The organism is Pseudomonas sp. LBUM1648, from assembly GCF_059716145.1.
This window is the reverse complement of the sequence record NZ_CP166808.1, coordinates 430,684-448,610: the sequence shown is the minus strand read 5'-3', so window position 1 is coordinate 448,610 and position 17,927 is coordinate 430,684. Positions and strand designations below refer to the sequence as shown.

The following is a 17,927-nucleotide window of genomic DNA, read 5'->3' as shown; positions in this document are numbered from 1 at the left end:
AGTTACGGACTCTGTAATACGCATTGCGTTCCTTCACCCCGTCTTGACAGAAGCGCAAATGACGCCTCCAGCAGAAAAGTGCTTATAATGCCCAGCGATTTTTTCCGCTTTTTACTGCCAGCGCGGGTCGTTCTGTGTGTCGCCACAACCCCCGTTGCCAAATTCATTCTTTGCCCTGGATGTCCAAACGCCTTGATTCGTTTGCTGAAATTTTTCGGTTGGTCCATCGTCGCCGTTTTCTGCGGACTGCTTTTAGGTCTCAGTGGCGCGTATCTTTACCTTAGTCCGGGTTTGCCATCCGTGGAGGCTCTGAGAAGCATTCAGTTGCAGATTCCACTGCGGGTCTACAGCAGCGATAACAAGTTGATCGCAGAATTCGGCGAAATGCGCCGGACTCCGATCCGTTTCGCCGACATTCCCCCCAATTTCATTAATGCGTTACTAAGTGCTGAAGACGACAATTTCGCCAATCACTACGGTGTCGATCCAAGCAGCCTGATGCGCGCCGCGACCCAACTGGTCAAGAGTGGACACATTCAATCCGGCGGCAGCACCATCACCATGCAGGTGGCGAAGAACTTCTTCCTGACCAGCGAACGCAGTTTCTCGCGCAAAACCACCGAAATCCTCCTGGCTCTGCAAATCGAACGTCAGCTGACCAAGGACGAGATCCTCGAGCTGTATGTGAACAAGATCTATCTGGGCAACCGCGCCTACGGCATCGAGGCGGCGGCGCAGGTTTATTACGGTAAGTCGATCCGTGACGTCAGCCTCGCGCAGATGGCGATGATCGCAGGCCTGCCGAAAGCTCCGTCGCGTTTCAACCCGCTGGCCAACCCGGCGCGCAGTAAAGAACGTCGCGACTGGATCCTCGGGCGCATGTACAAGCTTGGCAAGATCAACGAAACGGACTACACCGCTGCGATCAACGAGCCACTGAACGCCAGCTATCACGTGCCGACCCCGGAGGTGAACGCACCGTACATCGCCGAAATGGCCCGTGCCGAAATGGTCGGCCGCTATGGCAGCGACGCCTACACCGAAGGTTTCCGCGTCACTACCACGGTGCCAAGCAATTTGCAGGAAATGGCCAACACCGCGCTGCACGAAGGTTTGATGACCTACGACCAGCGTCACGGCTACCGTGGCCCCGAGTCGCGCCTGCCGGGCAAGACCCGTGAAGCGTGGGCAACCGAACTGACCAAACAGCGCACTATCAGCAGCCTGGAACCGGCGATCGTCACCCAGATCGACAAGAACGGTCTGCAAGTGCTGACCCGCACCGGCGAAGAGCACGTTGCCTGGGACACCATGAAATGGGCACGGCCGTTCCTCAACACCAACAGCATGGGCGCCAACCCGCGCCAGCCCTCGGATGTGGCGCAGGTCGGCGATCTGGTTCGCGTGCAACGCCAGAAAGACAATTCGTTGAAGTTCAGCCAGATTCCGCAGGCGCAAGGGGCGCTGGTATCGCTGGATCCGCAGAACGGCGCGATTCGCTCGCTGGTTGGCGGTTTCGCTTTCGAGCAGAGCAACTACAACCGCGCCATGCAGGCCAAGCGTCAGCCGGGTTCGAGCTTCAAGCCGTTCGTCTACAGCGCGGCACTGGATAACGGCTACACCGCCGCCACGCTGGTCAACGATGCGCCGATCGTGTTCGTCGACGAGTACCTGGACAAGGTCTGGCGTCCGAAGAACGACACCAATACCTTCCTCGGCCCGATCCGTCTGCGCGAGGCGTTGTACAAATCGCGCAACCTGGTGTCGATCCGCTTGCTGCAGGCGATGGGCGTGGGCAAGACCATCGACTACATCACCCGCTTCGGCTTCAACAAGCAAGACCTGCCGCCGAACCTGTCGCTGGCGCTGGGCACCGCGACCTTGACGCCAATGGAGATCGCTACCGGTTGGAGCACCTTCGCCAACGGCGGCTACAAGATCACCCCGTACATCATCGACAAGATCGAAAGCCGTAACGGTGACTCGCTGTTCGTCGCCAACCCGCCGACCGTACCGCAGGGCGGCTCGGCCACCGACGGTATCGCGGTACCTGCCGAGCAGTCGTTCACCGTCAACGCGGCGCCGGTTCCGGGTGAAGCCCCGGGCGCCGCAGCGGCACCACAAGCGCCGGCCGTGGCGGAGCGGATCGTCGATGGTCGCACTACTTATATCCTCAACAGCATGTTGCAGGACGTGATCAAGCTCGGCACCGGTCGTCGCGCACTGGCTCTTGGCCGTAGCGACATCGCCGGTAAAACCGGTACCACCAACGAATCGAAAGATGCCTGGTTCTCCGGTTACAACGCCGACTACGTGACCACCGTGTGGACGGGCTTCGACCAGCCGGAAAGCCTTGGTCGCCGCGAGTTCGGTGGCACCGTGGCGCTACCGATCTGGATGAACTACATGGCCGCCGCGCTGAAGGACAAGCCGCCTCACGTCCAGCCTGAGCCGGAAGGCTTGCTCAGTCTGCGGGTAGATCCGGTCAGCGGCCGTGCGGCGACGCCGAGCACGCCTGGGGCGTACTTCGAGCTGTTCAAGGCTGAAGACACGCCACCGTCGGTGAACGAGCTGGGTAATGGCTCGGCACCGGGTAGCCCGCTGCCGGCGGATGAGCAGGCGCCGATCGATTTGTTCTGATCCACTTCTATTGAAAAGCCCCGCCTTCAATTGAAGTGCGGGGCTTTTTATTGCCTGCCCTCTGAGGTGTTGGCCGAGCTGACGACTTCGCGAGCAGGCTCGCTCCCACAGGGGAATGTGTTTCAAGGTGGGAGCGAGCCTGCTCGCGAAGAGGCACTGAACCACACCGCAAAACCCTCGGACATAAAAAAGCCCCGACTCATAACGAGCTGGGGCTTTCGGTTGAAGCACTACAACGACTTAGCCGCTGAACACGTCATCCACGCTTTTCAGCGGGTAGTTCTTCGGATACGGCAGGGTGGCCACACCAGTCTCGATCGCGGCTTTGGCCACAGCGTCGGAGATCAGGGTGATCAGGCGCTTGTCCATTGGCTTCGGAATGATGTACTCACGGCCGAATTCCAGCGGGGCACCGCCGTAGGCGTCGCACACGTCCTGTGGCACCGGCAGTTTGGCCAGTTCACGCAGAGCGTTGGCTGCAGCCACTTTCATTTCTTCGTTGATGCGCTTGGCGCGAACGTCCAGGGCACCACGGAAGATGAACGGGAAGCCCAGTACGTTGTTGACCTGGTTCGGGTAGTCCGAACGGCCGGTGGCCATGATCACGTCGCTACGGGTGGCGTGCGCCAGTTCCGGGGAGATTTCCGGATCCGGGTTCGAGCAGGCGAACACGATCGGGTTCGGCGCCATCGACAGCAGGCCTTCAGCGCTCAGCAGGTTCGGGCCGGACAGACCGACGAACACGTCAGCGCCTTTCAGAGCGTCAGCCAGGCTGCGCTTGTCGGTGGCGTGAGCGAACACGGCTTTGTACTGGTTCAGGTCGTCACGGCCGGAGTGGATCACACCGGTACGGTCAACCATGAAGATGTTTTCAATGCGTGCGCCCATGCTCACCAGCAATTTCATGCAGGAGATGGCGGCAGCGCCGGCGCCCAGGCAGACGATCTTGGCTTCCGGCAGGGTTTTGCCAGCGATTTCCAGGGCGTTGATCATGCCGGCAGCGGTCACGATAGCGGTGCCGTGCTGGTCATCGTGAAACACCGGAATGTCGCACTGCTCGATCAGAGCGCGTTCGATCTCAAAGCACTCAGGTGCCTTGATGTCTTCCAGGTTGATGCCACCGAAGGTGATGGAGATGCGTTTTACGGTGTCGATGAAGGCTTGCGGGCTTTCGGAGTCGACTTCGATGTCGAAAACATCGATGCCGGCGAAGCGCTTGAACAGTACGCCTTTACCTTCCATGACTGGCTTGGAAGCCAGTGGGCCGAGGTTACCCAGCCCCAGAATCGCGGTGCCATCGGAAATGACTGCAACCAGGTTGCCCTTGCCGGTGTATTTGTAGGCCAGTTCAGGATCGCGAGCGATCTCACGCACTGGTTCAGCTACGCCGGGGCTGTAGGCCAGCGACAGGTCGCGGGCGGTAGCAGTGGCCTTGGTGAGCTCGACACTCAGCTTCCCTGGACGAGGATGGGCATGATATTCGAGAGCGGCAGTTTTCAGATCAGACATTTTGGCATTCCGCTTTTTACTGTTGGACAGACTGGTCAGCGAGGATACGCGCCTCGCAAAGTCCCCACAAGACTGAGCGGTCACCACTGTCAAGCGCCCTGCCCTACGACTTTGGGCCAAGAGCCACGGCGCACAAGGGCTTGACTGTTCACAATCGACAGAAAAAATGTCTACAATTTTTCTTCAGCGGGAAGTTTGCAGCATCGAAGGATCAGTCAGCGGCAACAGCCAACGCGCTTGACCCGATTGCAGTCCACCGCGTCGCGAGCGATCGACCACCCAGCCGCGCGCCTCGATCTGCTTGCCCTTCAGCGCTTGCAAGCGAGCATTGTCGAATTGTCCGACCAGATTGGGTGCAACACGCAATACAAGCGAGTCTTGCAACTCGATCCAGATTCCGCCGCGATTGCGTTGCACCTTGCTCACACGACCGCTGACCACAGCAAAACCCGAGCGCTGGATCTGCTCCGCTTTCAGTACAGGTGATTGCCGCCAGAGACCTCGCCCAGCCTGTCGTGCGTTACGCTCGGCGGCTTGCTGACAGGCGACCAGATCGACATTCGGCGCCACGGCGACTTGAAAGCCGAGGCCATCGGCGAGCATCTGAGCTTCGAGATTGGCGCCGCTGACGCTATAGAGGTGGGCGAGCGTACGTCCGTAATGATCTTTCGCTTGCTTGCCGGGGAGCAAACCGACGCGTCCGCCGCTGTCAGCCACCAATGATTCCAGGCGTTTGCGCGCCGCCACGGCGAAAGGTTCGTCACTGCGGCCCTGCTTGCCAAGTTCAGGCGTGTTGAGGCCGATCATGCGAACACTGCGGCCGTCGCTCAGGCGCAAGGTGTCGCCATCGACCACGCGCTGCACCGCGACGGTGGCAAGTCCCGAAGGCGCCGGACAGAAGGCTTGCGCGGCGGACAGCCAAATCGCGGACACAAAAAAGGCGCCCGCGAGGGACGCCTTTTTCAGCAGTGAGGAACAGCCCACCGGGCTCTTCAACCTTACTCTGCAGCAGCAGGTTTCTTGCCGAAAGCACCGAAACGGTCGGCGAAGCGCTGAACGCGGCCGCCAGTGTCCAGAGTCTTTTGCTTACCGGTGTAGAACGGGTGGCATTCGTTGCAAACGTCGATCGACAGGGCTTTGCCGAAGGTCGAACGAGTTTCGAATTTGTTACCGCAGCTGCAGGTAACAGCGATTTCTGGGTAGTTCGGGTGGATATCAGCTTTCATGGTGTCTTCCTCAGCTAGCGTGCCGCCATCCAACACTATTGTTGAATACCGCACGTAATTAGGCCGCGGATTCTACCAGACAATGTCAATCGCGCAAGCTGTCCCTTAGACCGACCGTCTGCTAGGCTCCCGGCCTTGTTCACCGCCCGACATCGAGATCCCCCCGCGTGCCCGACGCCATTCTGCGCCTCGCCCTGCCTTCGCCCTTGCGCCGCCTGTTCGACTATCGAGCCCCGGCGGGCGTGCTGCGCGCCCAGTTGCAGCCGGGCATGCGCCTGCGGGTGCCGTTTGGCCGGCGGGAGATGATCGGGATTCTGGTCGAAGTGACCGATACCAGCGAAGTACCGGTGGAAAAACTCAAACCGGCGTTGGCCTTGCTCGATGCCACACCACCGCTGCCCCCGGCGCTGTTCAAGCTGTGCCTGTGGACGTCGCAATATTATCAGCACAGCCTCGGCGATACCTTGAGTTGGGCGCTGCCGGTGCTGTTGCGTCAGGGCGAACTGGCCGAGGCCCGCCAGGAACGCTTCTGGTCAATCGTTCCCGGCGCCAGTGTGGATGATCCGCGCATCGCCCGGGCACCGCGCCAGCGTGAGGCGCTGACAACGCTCGCCCAACACCCGCACGGCGTCGCCCATCAGTTGCTGAGCAAACTGATGTTGAGCAAGGACAGCCTCGACCTGCTGCTGGCGAAGAATCTGGTGCAGGTGGAAATCCGTCGACACGCACCCGGCGCACGCCATGAACATTGGCTCGCGCAGCCGGAACTGCCGCTCAACGCCGAGCAGCGCGCCGCCTATGAAGCCATTCGCGCCGGCTTCGACTGTTATCACGCGTTCCTGCTGGCCGGCGTCACCGGCAGCGGCAAGACCGAAGTCTATTTGCAGTTGATCCGCGAAACCCTTGAGGCCGGCAAACAGGCGCTAGTGCTGATCCCGGAGATCAACCTCGGCCCCCAGACGCTGGCACGGTTCGAACAACGTTTCAACGCGCGGATCGCCCTGATCCACTCGGCAGTCAACGATCGCGAACGCCTCGAAGCCTGGCTCGCTGCCCGCGATGGCGAGGCCGACATTATTATCGGCACCCGTTCGGCACTGTTCACCCCGATGAAAAATCCCGGGCTGATCATCATCGACGAAGAGCACGACGGCTCTTATAAACAGCAGGAAGGTTTGCGTTACCACGCCCGCGATCTGGCACTGGTACGCGCGCGACAGGAAAACATCCCGATCGTCCTCGGCTCCGCCACGCCATCGCTGGAAAGCCTGCACAACGCCTACACCGGTCGCTATGGCCTGCTGCGTCTGAACGAACGCGCTGGCGGCGCGAAACAACCGCGCTTCCTGCGCCTGGACGTGAAAAGCCGTCCACTGGACAGCGGCATCTCCGGGCCGATGCAGCAAGCCATCGGCCAGACGCTGGCGAACGGGCAACAGGTGTTGGTGTTCCTCAACCGCCGCGGCTTTGCTCCGACGCTGCTTTGTCACGATTGCGGCTGGATGTCCGAATGTTCGCGGTGCGATGCGCGGATGACTGTGCACCAGCGCCACGGTGAACTGCGCTGCCATCACTGCGGGTACGTCGAACGCACACCGCGCCAGTGCCCGAAGTGCAACAAGGTCGACTTGCGGCCCGTCGGCGCCGGCACCGAGCGTGCTGAAGAACGGCTGGCGATTCTGTTCCCCGATTACCCGGTGTTGCGCGTTGACCGCGACAGCACTTCGCGCAAGGACGCGATGAATCAGCTGTTCGCAACGATTCAAAAAGGTCAGCCGTGCATTTTGGTCGGCACGCAGATGTTGGCCAAGGGGCACCACTTTCCGCGAGTGACGCTGGTGTCGATCCTTGATGCCGACGGCGGGCTGTTCTCCGGCGACTTCCGCGCCAGTGAGCGCATGGCGCAGTTGATCGTACAGGTTGCCGGGCGTGCCGGGCGCGCGGAGGAGCCGGGCAAAGTGATCATCCAGACCCACCTCGCCGACCATCCTTTATTGGTGCAACTGACCGAACAGGGTTACTTCGCCTTTGCCGAGCAGGCCCTGAGCGAGCGCCGCGCTGCCGGGCTACCGCCCTTTGCACATTTGGCGTTGTTGCGTGCCGAAGCGCACAAACCGGGGCAGGCTGAAGGCTTTCTCGATGAAGCGTGCAGCGAGGCTGAGCGCTTGCTGACCGAGCAGAATCTGAGCGGGATTGAATTGCTCGGACCGGTGCCGGCGCCTATGGAACGTCGTGCCGGGCGTTATCGCGCGCAGCTACTGTTGCAAGCGACAGCGCGAGCGCCATTGCATCGGCTGCTGGCCAGTTGGTTGCTGGTGCTTGAGCAAATGCCAAGCGGGCGGGCGGTGCGCTGGTCGCTGGATGTCGATCCCGTCGATTTGTACTGAAAATCAAAAGATCGCAGCCTGCGGCAGCTCCTACAGAGGGATTCGCATTTATCTGTAGGAGTTGCCGCAGGCTGCGATCTTTCGCTCTTAATGTCACCACATATCCATAAGCTGCCTGCTAAGGTTGGCAAGCCCGTCTTCGCAACGGATAATGCCCAGTTTTTCCACCCGCGCATCGATGCGCCGCCGCGCTTGCGGTCGAAAGAGAAGACCATGAAAGACACCATTCGCCAGCTGATCCAACAAGCCCTCACCCAACTCGTCAACGAAGGTGTGTTGCCTGAAGGCCTGTCGCCGGCGATCCAGGTGGAGAACGCCCGTGACAAGACTCACGGCGACTTCGCCAGCAACATCGCGATGATGCTGGCCAAGCCTGCGGGCATGAAGCCACGCGATCTGGCGGAAAAAATCATCGCCGCGCTGCCGGCCGACGAGAACGTCACCAAGGCCGAAATCGCCGGCCCGGGCTTCATCAACTTCTTCCAGAACACCCAGGCCTTGGCCAATCGCCTCGACGCCGCGCTGGCTGACGCCCATGTTGGCGTGCGCAAGGCCGGCCCGGCGCAGCGTACCGTGGTCGACCTGTCGGCACCGAACCTGGCCAAAGAGATGCACGTCGGCCACTTGCGTTCGACCATCATTGGCGACGGCGTGGCGCGCGTTCTCGAATTCCTCGGCGACGAAGTGATCCGCCAGAACCACGTGGGCGACTGGGGCACCCAGTTCGGCATGCTGATGGCTTACCTGCAAGAAAACCCGATCACCAGCGACGAGCTGTCCGATCTGGAAAACTTCTACCGTGCCGCCAAGCAGCGTTTCGACGAGTCCGCAGAGTTCGCCGACCGCGCCCGTGGTCTGGTGGTCAAGTTGCAGGCCGGCGATGCCGAGTGCCTGGCGCTGTGGACCAAGTTCAAGGACATCTCGCTGTCGCACTGCCAGAAGATCTACGAACTGCTCAACGTCAAACTGACCATGGCCGATGTGATGGGCGAAAGTGCCTACAACGACGACCTGATCAACGTGGTCAACGACCTCAAGACCGCTGGCATGCTGGTCGAGAGCAACGGCGCTCAGTGCGTGTTCCTCGACGAGTTCAAGAACGCCGATGGCGACCCACTGCCGGTGATCATCGTCAAGGCTGACGGCGGTTACCTGTACGCCACCACCGACCTGGCGGCCGTGCGCTACCGCAGTGGCAAACTGAAAGCCGATCGCGCGCTGTACTTCGTCGACCAGCGTCAGGCCCTGCACTTCCAGCAAGTGTTCGCCGTGGCGCGCAAGGCCGGTTTCGTGACCCATCCGATGGAGATGGAGCACATGGGCTTCGGCACCATGAACGGCGCAGACGGCCGTCCGTTCAAGACCCGTGACGGCGGCACCGTGAAGCTGATCGATCTGCTGACCGAAGCGCAGGAACGCGCCTACAACCTGGTGAAAGAGAAGAACCCGACGCTTGCCGAAGACGAACTGCGCAACATCGCCAAGGTCGTCGGCATCGGTGCGGTGAAGTACGCCGACCTGTCGAAACACCGCGCCAGCGACTACAGCTTCAACTTCGACCTGATGCTGAACTTCGAAGGCAACACCGCGCCATACCTGCTGTACGCCTACACCCGCGTGGCCGGCGTGTTCCGTAAACTGGGCAAGGACTTCAGCGAAGTCGACGGCCAAATTGTCCTCGAAGCGGCGCACGAACAAGAGCTGGCAGCGAAGCTGGCGCAGTTCGGCGAAGTGCTCAACAACGTGTCCGACAAAGGCACACCGCACATTCTCTGCACTTACCTGTACGACGTTGCCGGCCTGTTCTCCAGCTTCTATGAGAACTGCCCGATCCTCGCCGCCGAGACCCCGGCACAGATGCAGAGCCGTCTGCGCCTGGCCGCGCTGACCGGCCGCACCCTCAAGCAAGGCCTGGAGCTGTTGGGTCTGGAAACTCTGGAGCGTATGTAAGTTGGCTGCCAAGAAAAAACCTGCACCCAAGCGTGGCGCCAGCCGTTACCAAGCTCCTGCGAAGCAACCGATCCCGGGTTGGCTGTGGATGGCCATCGGCCTGACGGTCGGTGCTTTCATCGTGTTCCTGATGAAGCTGGAACCGGGCAAGGGCAGTGACACGGTCAAGCGTGAGAAGGTCGAACAACAGCAGAAAGCGTCGAAGATCGCCGAGGCCAACAAGACCCCGCCGAGCCCGACGCAACCGGTGAAGCCGAAGTACGACTTCTACACCCTGCTGCCGGAATCGGAAGTGATCGTGCCGCCGGACGCCGTGCCGGAGAAAACCCTGCCGACGCCGCAAGTGCCGAACATCCCGACCACGCCGGTGACCCCGGCGGAAGCGGCGAAGATCGACACCGCCCGCGCTCAGGCGGCATTGGCCGGGATTACCCCGCCGCCAGCGCCTCCTGTCAGCAAAGCGGCACCCGTGACCAAGTTCTTCCTCCAGGCCGGCTCTTTCCGCAAAGAGGCGGATGCAGATAAGGTCCGCGCGCAGATCATTCTGCTTGGCCAGGCCGTTTCGGTTGAGTCGGGCACAGTGAAGGACGAAACCTGGTACCGCGTACTGGTCGGCCCGTTCAGCAACCGCGAACAACTGACCACGGCGCAGAAACAACTGGCCGGCAGCGGTTTCAGCAACCTGTTGTTACAACAACGCCAGAGCCGCTGATTCCCGCACCGTGGGCGCCTCATTCCGAGGCTGCCCACAATCCCTGTGGTGAGGGGATTCATCCCCGACCGGCTGCGCAGCAGTCGTAAATCCAGCCTTCGCGGTGTGTCCGTCCTACTGCAATTGCTGGATTCAGGGCCGCTTCGCGCCCCATCGGGGATAAATCCCCTCGCCACAGTCATCACACACCATTCGTCTCCCATTGCCCCTGCCGGTTGAAATCCTCTCCACCACCCCCATATGAATGGGCATAAGGCATTTTCGCCCCGCAGTGTGGAGACTCTTCCCTTGACCACCATCGTTTCAGTCCGCCGCCACGGCAAAGTCGTCATGGGCGGCGACGGCCAGGTTTCTCTTGGCAACACCGTGATGAAAGGCAACGCGAAAAAAGTCCGTCGCCTGTACCACGGTCAGGTCATCGCCGGTTTTGCCGGTGCCACCGCCGACGCCTTCACCCTGTTCGAACGTTTCGAAGGCCAGCTCGAGAAACATCAGGGCCATCTGGTGCGCGCTGCCGTCGAACTCGCCAAAGAATGGCGCACCGACCGCTCGTTGAGCCGCCTCGAAGCCATGCTCGCAGTCGCCAACAAAGACGCCTCTTTGATCATTACCGGCAACGGTGACGTGGTCGAGCCTGAAGATGGCCTGATCGCCATGGGTTCCGGCGGCGGTTACGCACAGGCAGCGGCCAGCGCACTGCTGAAGAAGACCGACCTGTCGGCCCGCGAAATCGTCGAAACCGCGCTCGGCATCGCCGGCGACATCTGTGTATTCACCAACCACACCCAGACCATTGAGGAGCAGGATCTCGCTGAATAAGCCTGACGCGGCCCTGTGCCACGGCTTGTTTCTGCTTGAGGACCGTCAACTACTATGTCCATGACTCCCCGCGAAATCGTCCACGAACTCAACCGCCATATCATCGGCCAGGACGATGCCAAGCGCGCCGTCGCGATTGCCCTGCGCAACCGCTGGCGCCGGATGCAGCTGCCTGAAGAGCTGCGCGTTGAAGTGACCCCGAAAAACATCCTGATGATCGGCCCGACCGGTGTCGGTAAAACCGAGATCGCCCGTCGCCTGGCGAAACTGGCCAACGCACCGTTCATCAAGGTCGAAGCGACCAAGTTCACCGAAGTCGGCTACGTCGGCCGTGATGTCGAATCGATCATCCGTGACCTGGCCGATGCCGCGATCAAGATGCTGCGCGAGCAGGAAATGACCAAGGTTCGCCACCGCGCCGAAGACGCTGCCGAAGACCGCATCCTCGACGCACTGCTGCCGCCGGCACGCATGGGCTTCAGCAACGAAGAAGCGCCAAGCTCGGATTCCAACACTCGCCAGCTGTTCCGCAAGCGCCTGCGCGAAGGTCAGCTGGATGACAAGGAAATCGAAATCGAAGTCGCCGAAGTGGCCGGCATCGAGATCGCCACGCCGCCGGGCATGGAAGAGATGACCAACCAGCTGCAGAGCCTGTTTGCCAACATGGGCAAGGGCAAGAAGAAAGCTCGCAAGCTCAAGGTCAAAGAAGCGCTGAAGATGGTGCGCGACGAAGAAGCCGGGCGTCTGGTCAACGAAGAAGAGTTGAAAGCCAAGGCCCTGGAAGCCGTCGAGCAGCACGGCATCGTGTTCATCGACGAAATCGACAAAGTCGCCAAGCGCGGTAACGTCGGCGGCGCTGATGTGTCCCGTGAAGGCGTACAGCGCGACCTGCTGCCGCTGATCGAAGGCTGCACCGTCAACACCAAACTGGGCATGGTCAAGACCGACCACATCCTGTTCATCGCTTCCGGCGCGTTCCACCTGAGCAAGCCGAGCGATCTGGTGCCGGAGCTGCAAGGCCGCCTGCCGATCCGCGTCGAACTCAAGGCTCTGAGCCCGGAAGACTTCGAACGCATCCTCAGCGAACCGCACGCCTCGCTCACTGAGCAGTACTGCGCGCTGCTGAAAACCGAAGGCCTGAACATCCAGTTCCAGCCCGAAGGCATCAAGCGCCTGGCGGAGATCGCCTGGCAGGTCAACGAGAAGACCGAGAACATCGGTGCCCGTCGCCTGCACACGCTGCTTGAGCGTCTGCTCGAAGAGGTGTCGTTCAGTGCCGGCGATCTGGCCAGTGCTCATGACGACAAGGCAATCCTGATCGACGCCGAGTACGTCAACAACCACCTCGGCGAATTGGCGCAGAACGAAGACCTGTCCCGTTATATCCTGTAGGTCACCTTCTGTGTGAGCGGGCTTCTGTGGTGAGGGGATTTATCCCCGATGGGGCGCGAAGCGGCCCTTATCCCGTTGAATACGGTGTCTCAGACACACCGCATTCAACGGGTTTACGACTGCTTCGCAGCCGATCGGGGATAAATCCCCTCGCCACAAGTGTCCGCTGACACAGGGCCTCTTTTCAGACGGATGACTGGCCCCATGACCAACACAATCCCCACCGACATCAAACTGCACAAAGCCTCGAAAACCCTGACGCTCACTTACGCGTCCGGCGAGGAATTCACCCTGCCCGCCGAATTCCTGCGCGTGCATTCCCCCTCCGCCGAGGTCCAGGGCCACGGCAAGCCGATCCTGCAGTTCGGCAAGCTCAACGTCGGCTTGACCAAACTGGAACCGGCCGGTCACTACGCACTGAAACTGACCTTCGACGATGGCCACGACAGCGGCCTGTTCACCTGGGACTATCTCTACGAACTGGGGCGACGTCATGACGTACTCTGGGCCGATTATTTGGCCGAGCTCAAAGCCGCCGGCAAAACTCGCGACCCGGACCAGTCGATCGTCAAGCTGATGCTCTAGCCCAAGTGTCTTGCTCTTTAGAGGGCATTTTCTAAATTCATCTGTTTGAATGCTCTGCTGCGTGGTCGAGGATCGGCCTGCTTGCGAAAAAAATTAAACTCGGGTAACCAATGGAGCTGGCAAGTTCCCTGCAGTGCTCTACGACTGTAAAGCAGCTATGCAGAATTAACGGTCACCCGAGCAGTAGTACCTGGCATTGGCTGTGGAACTGCACAGCAGAAAACCGGGTACTCGTCTCAGGACAATGGAGCGTCGTAGATGAGTAACAAGAATAACGATGACCTGAAGTACCAAGCCTCGGAAAACACCCTGGGGCTTAATCCCGTCGTTGGGCTGCGCGGAAAGGATCTGCTGGCCTCTGCTCGTATGGTGCTGAAACAGGCCATCAGACAACCTATTCATAGTGTCAAACACGTCACCCATTTCGGCCTTGAACTGAAGAACGTGCTGTTAGGCAAATCCGAACTGCAACCGGCCGGCGATGACCGTCGCTTCGCCGATCCCGCGTGGAGTCAGAACCCGCTCTACAAACGTTATCTGCAAACTTACCTGGCGTGGCGCAAGGAACTCCATTCCTGGATCGACGACAGCAGCCTTTCACCCAAAGACATCGCCCGCGGCCACTTCGTGATCAACCTGATGACCGAAGCCATGGCCCCGACCAACACGGCGGCCAACCCGGCGGCGGTCAAACGCTTCTTCGAGACCGGCGGCAAGAGCCTGCTCGACGGGCTCTCGCATTTGGCCAAGGATCTGGTGCACAACGGCGGCATGCCGAGCCAGGTCAACATGGGCGCGTTCGAGGTCGGCAAGAGCCTGGGCGTGACCGAAGGCGCGGTGGTGTTTCGCAACGATGTGCTTGAGCTGATCCAATACAAGCCGATCACCGAGCAAGTCCACGAGCGCCCTCTGCTGGTGGTGCCGCCACAGATCAACAAGTTCTATGTATTCGACTTGAGCCCGGACAAGAGTCTGGCGCGTTTCTGCCTGCGCAATAACGTACAGACGTTCATCGTCAGCTGGCGCAACCCGACAAAGGCGCAGCGCGAGTGGGGCCTGTCGACGTACATCGATGCGCTCAAAGAGGCGGTCGATGTGGTCACCGCGATCACCGGAAGTAAAGACATCAACATGCTCGGCGCCTGCTCCGGCGGCATCACCTGTACCGCCCTGCTCGGCCATTACGCAGCGCTTGGCCAGAAGAAGGTCAATGCCCTCACGTTGCTGGTCAGCGTGCTCGACACCACGCTCGATAGCGACGTCGCGCTGTTCGTCGATGAGCAGACCCTTGAGACCGCCAAGCGCCACTCGTATCAGGCTGGTGTGCTCGAAGGCAAAGACATGGCCAAGGTCTTCGCGTGGATGCGCCCCAATGACCTGATCTGGAACTACTGGGTCAACAACTACCTGCTCGGCAACGAGCCGCCGGTGTTCGACATCCTGTTCTGGAACAACGACACCACAAGGTTGCCGGCCGCATTCCACGGCGACCTGATCGAGATGTTCAAAAACAACCCACTGATCCGCCCCAATGCACTGGAAGTGTGCGGCACACCGATCGACCTCAAGCAGGTCACGGCGGACATCTTCTCGCTGGCTGGGACCAACGACCACATCACCCCGTGGAAGTCCTGCTACAAGTCGGCGCAGTTGTTCGGTGGCAAGGTGGAATTCGTGTTGTCGAGCAGCGGACATATCCAGAGCATTCTGAACCCGCCGGGCAACCCGAAATCGCGTTACATGACTGGCGAAGAAATGGCTGCCAATGCCAATGACTGGCAAGAGAACTCGACCAAGCACACCGATTCCTGGTGGCTGTACTGGCAGGCGTGGCAGGCCGAGCGTTCGGGCAACTTGAAAAAAGCCCCGACCAAACTGGGCAACAAGGCGTATGCGCCAGGTGAAGCATCGCCGGGCACTTATGTACATGAGCGGTAACTGACACATCTCGCTCTCAATGTAGGAGCTGCCGAAGGCAGCGCCTACATGAGGCGCGGTGAATTTAAATTCACAGGGCCTGAAGCATGCCGCAACCGTTCATCTTTCGCACCGTCGACCTGGATGGCCAGACCCTCCGCACGGCGGTACGCCCCGGCAAGCCTCACTTGACGCCCTTGCTGATTTTCAACGGCATCGGCGCCAACCTGGAGCTGGTGTTTCCGTTTGTCGCAGCGCTGGACCCGGATCTGGAAGTGATCGCCTTCGACGTGCCCGGTGTCGGTGGTTCCTCCACGCCGAACCGGCCGTATCGCTTTCCCGGCCTCGCCAAACTGACTGCGCGGATGCTCGATTACCTCGACTACGGCCAGGTCAATGTGATTGGTGTGTCGTGGGGCGGCGCACTCGCGCAACAATTCGCCTACGACTACCCCGAGCGCTGCAAGAAACTGGTGCTGGCCGCGACCGCAGCCGGTGCAGTGATGGTGCCGGGCAAGCCGAAAGTCCTGTGGATGATGGCCAGCCCCCGGCGCTACATTCAGCCGTCCCACGTGATCCGCATCGCGCCGTTGATCTACGGCGGTTCGTTCCGCCGCGACCCGACCCTGGCCGCCAGCCATGCAGCGAAAGTGCGTTCGGCGGGCAAGCTCGGTTACTACTGGCAACTGTTCGCCGGCCTTGGCTGGACCAGCATTCACTGGCTGCACAAGATCAATCAACCGACGCTGGTGCTGGCCGGCGATGACGATCCGCTGATCCCGTTGATCAACATGCGCATGCTCGCCTGGCGGATTCCCAATGCTCAGTTGCACATCATCGACGACGGTCATCTGTTCCTGATTACCCGCGCCGAAGCGGTGGCGCCGATCATCATGAAATTCCTCGAAGAGGAGCGGCAGCGGGCGGTGATGCACCCGCACCCGTCACCGCTGGGCGGTTAACCACCGCGGCAGGCTTTATGCAGGGCTTTGAACAACATGCGCGGCAGGACGCCGCGCAGGCAACAAGCCACAACAGCGTCTATGGTGTTCTGGTTCGGTGAGTTTGTTTTTGGCCTGAAGACGAAGGAGTGTTGAGTCATGCGCGAAAAACCAGCGACGGGCGTGGTACCCAGCCCCGCCGTGTTCATCAACGCACAAAGTGCGATCACCGGCTTGCGTGGTCGGGACCTGCTCTCGACCCTGCGCAGCGTCGCAGCCCATGGCCTGCGCAATCCGATCCACAGTGCCAAGCACGCCCTGAAACTTGGCGGCCAGCTCGGCCGAGTGCTGCTTGGCGAAACCCTGCACCCGACCAATCCACAGGACACTCGTTTTGCCGACCCGGCGTGGAGCCTGAATCCGTTTTACCGGCGCAGCCTGCAGGCCTATCTGGCCTGGCAGAAACAGGTCAAAAGCTGGATCGACGACAGCGACATGAGCCCGGATGACCGCGCCCGGGCGCAGTTTGCCTTCACGCTGCTCAACGACGCCGTGGCGCCGTCCAACACCCTGCTCAACCCGCTGGCGATCAAGGAGTTGTTCAACTCCGGTGGCAACAGTCTGGTGCGCGGTCTTAGTCATTTGTTCGATGATTTGCTGCACAACGACGGTCTGCCACGGCAAGTCACCCGGCAGGCTTTCGAGGTCGGCAAGACCGTCGCTACCACCACCGGCTCGGTGGTGTTTCGTAACGAAATGCTGGAACTGATCCAGTACCGACCGATGAGCGAAAAGCAATACGCCAAGCCGCTGCTGGTGGTGCCACCGCAAATCAACAAGTACTACATTTTCGACCTCAGCCCGCAAAACAGCTTCGTCCAGTACGCCCTGAAGAACGGCTTGCAGACGTTCATGATCAGTTGGCGCAACCCTGATGTGCGCCATCGCGAATGGGGCCTGTCGACCTACGTCGAAGCGGTGGAAGAAGCGATGAACGTGTGCAGGGCGATTACCGGCGCCCGTGAGATCAACCTGATGGGCGCCTGCGCCGGCGGCCTGACCATCGCCGCCCTGCAAGGGCATTTGCAGGCCAAGCGGCAGCTGCGGCGCATATCCAGTGCAACCTATCTGGTCAGCCTGCTCGACAGCGAGATCGACACCCCGGCCACACTGTTCGCCGATGAACAGACCCTGGAAGCCGCCAAGCGTCGTTCCTATCAGAAAGGCGTGCTGGATGGTCGCGACATGGCCAGGATCTTCGCCTGGATGCGCCCCAACGACTTGATCTGGAGCTACTTCGTCAACAACTACCTGTTGGGCAAAGAGCCGCCGGCCTTCGACATCCTTTACTGGAACAATGACAACACCCGGCTGCCCGCCGCGTTTCATGGCGACTTGCTGGACTTCTTCAAACATAACCCGCTGACCCATCCGGGCGGCCTCGAAGTCTGCGGCACGCCGATCGATCTGCAGAAAGTCACCGTCGACAGTTTCAGCGTCGCCGGCATGAACGACCACATCACGCCGTGGGACGCGGTGTATCGCTCGACCCTGCTGCTGGGTGGTGACAAGCGCTTCGTGCTGTCCAACAGCGGCCACGTGCAAAGCATCCTCAACCCGCCAAGCAACCCGAAAGCCGCTTACGTAGAAAACGGCAAGATGAGCAGCGACCCGCGCGCCTGGTACTACGACGGCAAACACGTCGACGGCAGTTGGTGGCCACAGTGGCTGGAGTGGATTCAGCAGCGCTCGGGCGCCCAGCACGAAACCCAGATGACCCTCGGCAACCCGAACTATCCACCGATGGAGGCAGCACCCGGTACTTACGTGCGTGTGCGCTGACGCTTAA

At 60.6% G+C, this 17,927-nt stretch carries 13 protein-coding genes; 10 read left to right on the top strand and 3 right to left on the bottom strand.

Features of this window, described 5'->3' with window-relative positions:
• The first annotated feature begins 195 nt into the window (after positions 1 to 195).
• Complete coding sequence (locus tag ACA043_RS02020) at positions 196 to 2,640, top strand: penicillin-binding protein 1A (protein ID WP_489880433.1); 2,445 nt, start codon at positions 196 to 198, stop codon at positions 2,638 to 2,640.
• A gap of 240 nt (positions 2,641 to 2,880) precedes the next feature.
• On the opposite strand, the gene ACA043_RS02015 is transcribed toward ACA043_RS02020, so the two are convergent.
• The 3 genes from ACA043_RS02015 to rpmE form a co-directional block, all read right to left on the bottom strand.
• The gene (locus ACA043_RS02015) at positions 2,881 to 4,149 is read right to left on the bottom strand and encodes a malic enzyme-like NAD(P)-binding protein (protein WP_187679599.1); all 1,269 of its coding nucleotides are present in this window, start codon (positions 4,147 to 4,149) and stop codon (positions 2,881 to 2,883) included.
• 183 nt (positions 4,150 to 4,332) lie between these two features.
• Positions 4,333 to 5,133, bottom strand: a complete 801-nt coding sequence (locus ACA043_RS02010; RefSeq protein WP_401271771.1) for a thermonuclease family protein — start codon at positions 5,131 to 5,133, stop codon at positions 4,333 to 4,335.
• Between the two features lie 14 nt (positions 5,134 to 5,147).
• On the bottom strand, positions 5,148 to 5,375 hold the full coding sequence (rpmE, locus tag ACA043_RS02005; protein ID WP_123530569.1) for a 50S ribosomal protein L31: 228 nt from the start codon (positions 5,373 to 5,375) through the stop codon (positions 5,148 to 5,150).
• A 167-nt stretch (positions 5,376 to 5,542) separates the two neighbouring features.
• On the opposite strand from rpmE, the gene ACA043_RS02000 reads away from it, so the two are divergent.
• From ACA043_RS02000 to phaC (ACA043_RS01960), 9 genes are all read left to right on the top strand, one after another.
• A complete protein-coding gene (locus ACA043_RS02000; RefSeq protein WP_489880431.1) occupies positions 5,543 to 7,762 on the top strand; it encodes a primosomal protein N' in 2,220 nt (739 codons plus the stop codon).
• A gap of 213 nt (positions 7,763 to 7,975) precedes the next feature.
• The gene (gene argS / locus ACA043_RS01995) at positions 7,976 to 9,712 is read left to right on the top strand and encodes an arginine--tRNA ligase (RefSeq protein WP_497658516.1); all 1,737 of its coding nucleotides are present in this window, start codon (positions 7,976 to 7,978) and stop codon (positions 9,710 to 9,712) included.
• Between the two features lies 1 nt (position 9,713).
• Complete coding sequence (locus ACA043_RS01990; protein WP_187679594.1) at positions 9,714 to 10,424, top strand: SPOR domain-containing protein; 711 nt, start codon at positions 9,714 to 9,716, stop codon at positions 10,422 to 10,424.
• Between the two features lie 288 nt (positions 10,425 to 10,712).
• Entirely contained in the window at positions 10,713 to 11,243 is a 531-nt protein-coding gene (hslV, locus tag ACA043_RS01985) for an ATP-dependent protease subunit HslV (RefSeq protein WP_016984593.1), read from the top strand.
• Positions 11,244 to 11,297: 54 nt separating this feature from the next.
• Entirely contained in the window at positions 11,298 to 12,635 is a 1,338-nt protein-coding gene (hslU, locus tag ACA043_RS01980) for an ATP-dependent protease ATPase subunit HslU (RefSeq protein WP_497658515.1), read from the top strand.
• A 204-nt stretch (positions 12,636 to 12,839) separates the two neighbouring features.
• Positions 12,840 to 13,220 (top strand): gamma-butyrobetaine hydroxylase family protein, encoded by a 381-nt coding sequence (locus ACA043_RS01975; protein WP_497658514.1) that lies wholly within the window; start codon positions 12,840 to 12,842, stop codon positions 13,218 to 13,220.
• 258 nt (positions 13,221 to 13,478) lie between these two features.
• Positions 13,479 to 15,158, top strand: a complete 1,680-nt coding sequence (phaC, locus tag ACA043_RS01970) for a class II poly(R)-hydroxyalkanoic acid synthase (protein WP_187679591.1) — start codon at positions 13,479 to 13,481, stop codon at positions 15,156 to 15,158.
• An 86-nt stretch (positions 15,159 to 15,244) separates the two neighbouring features.
• Positions 15,245 to 16,099 carry a poly(3-hydroxyalkanoate) depolymerase gene (gene phaZ, locus ACA043_RS01965; RefSeq protein ID WP_187679590.1) on the top strand — a complete coding sequence of 285 codons (855 nt, stop codon included), beginning with the start codon at positions 15,245 to 15,247 and terminating at the stop codon, positions 16,097 to 16,099.
• A gap of 138 nt (positions 16,100 to 16,237) precedes the next feature.
• A complete protein-coding gene (phaC, locus tag ACA043_RS01960; protein ID WP_187679589.1) occupies positions 16,238 to 17,920 on the top strand; it encodes a class II poly(R)-hydroxyalkanoic acid synthase in 1,683 nt (560 codons plus the stop codon).
• Positions 17,921 to 17,927: the final 7 nt, after the last annotated feature.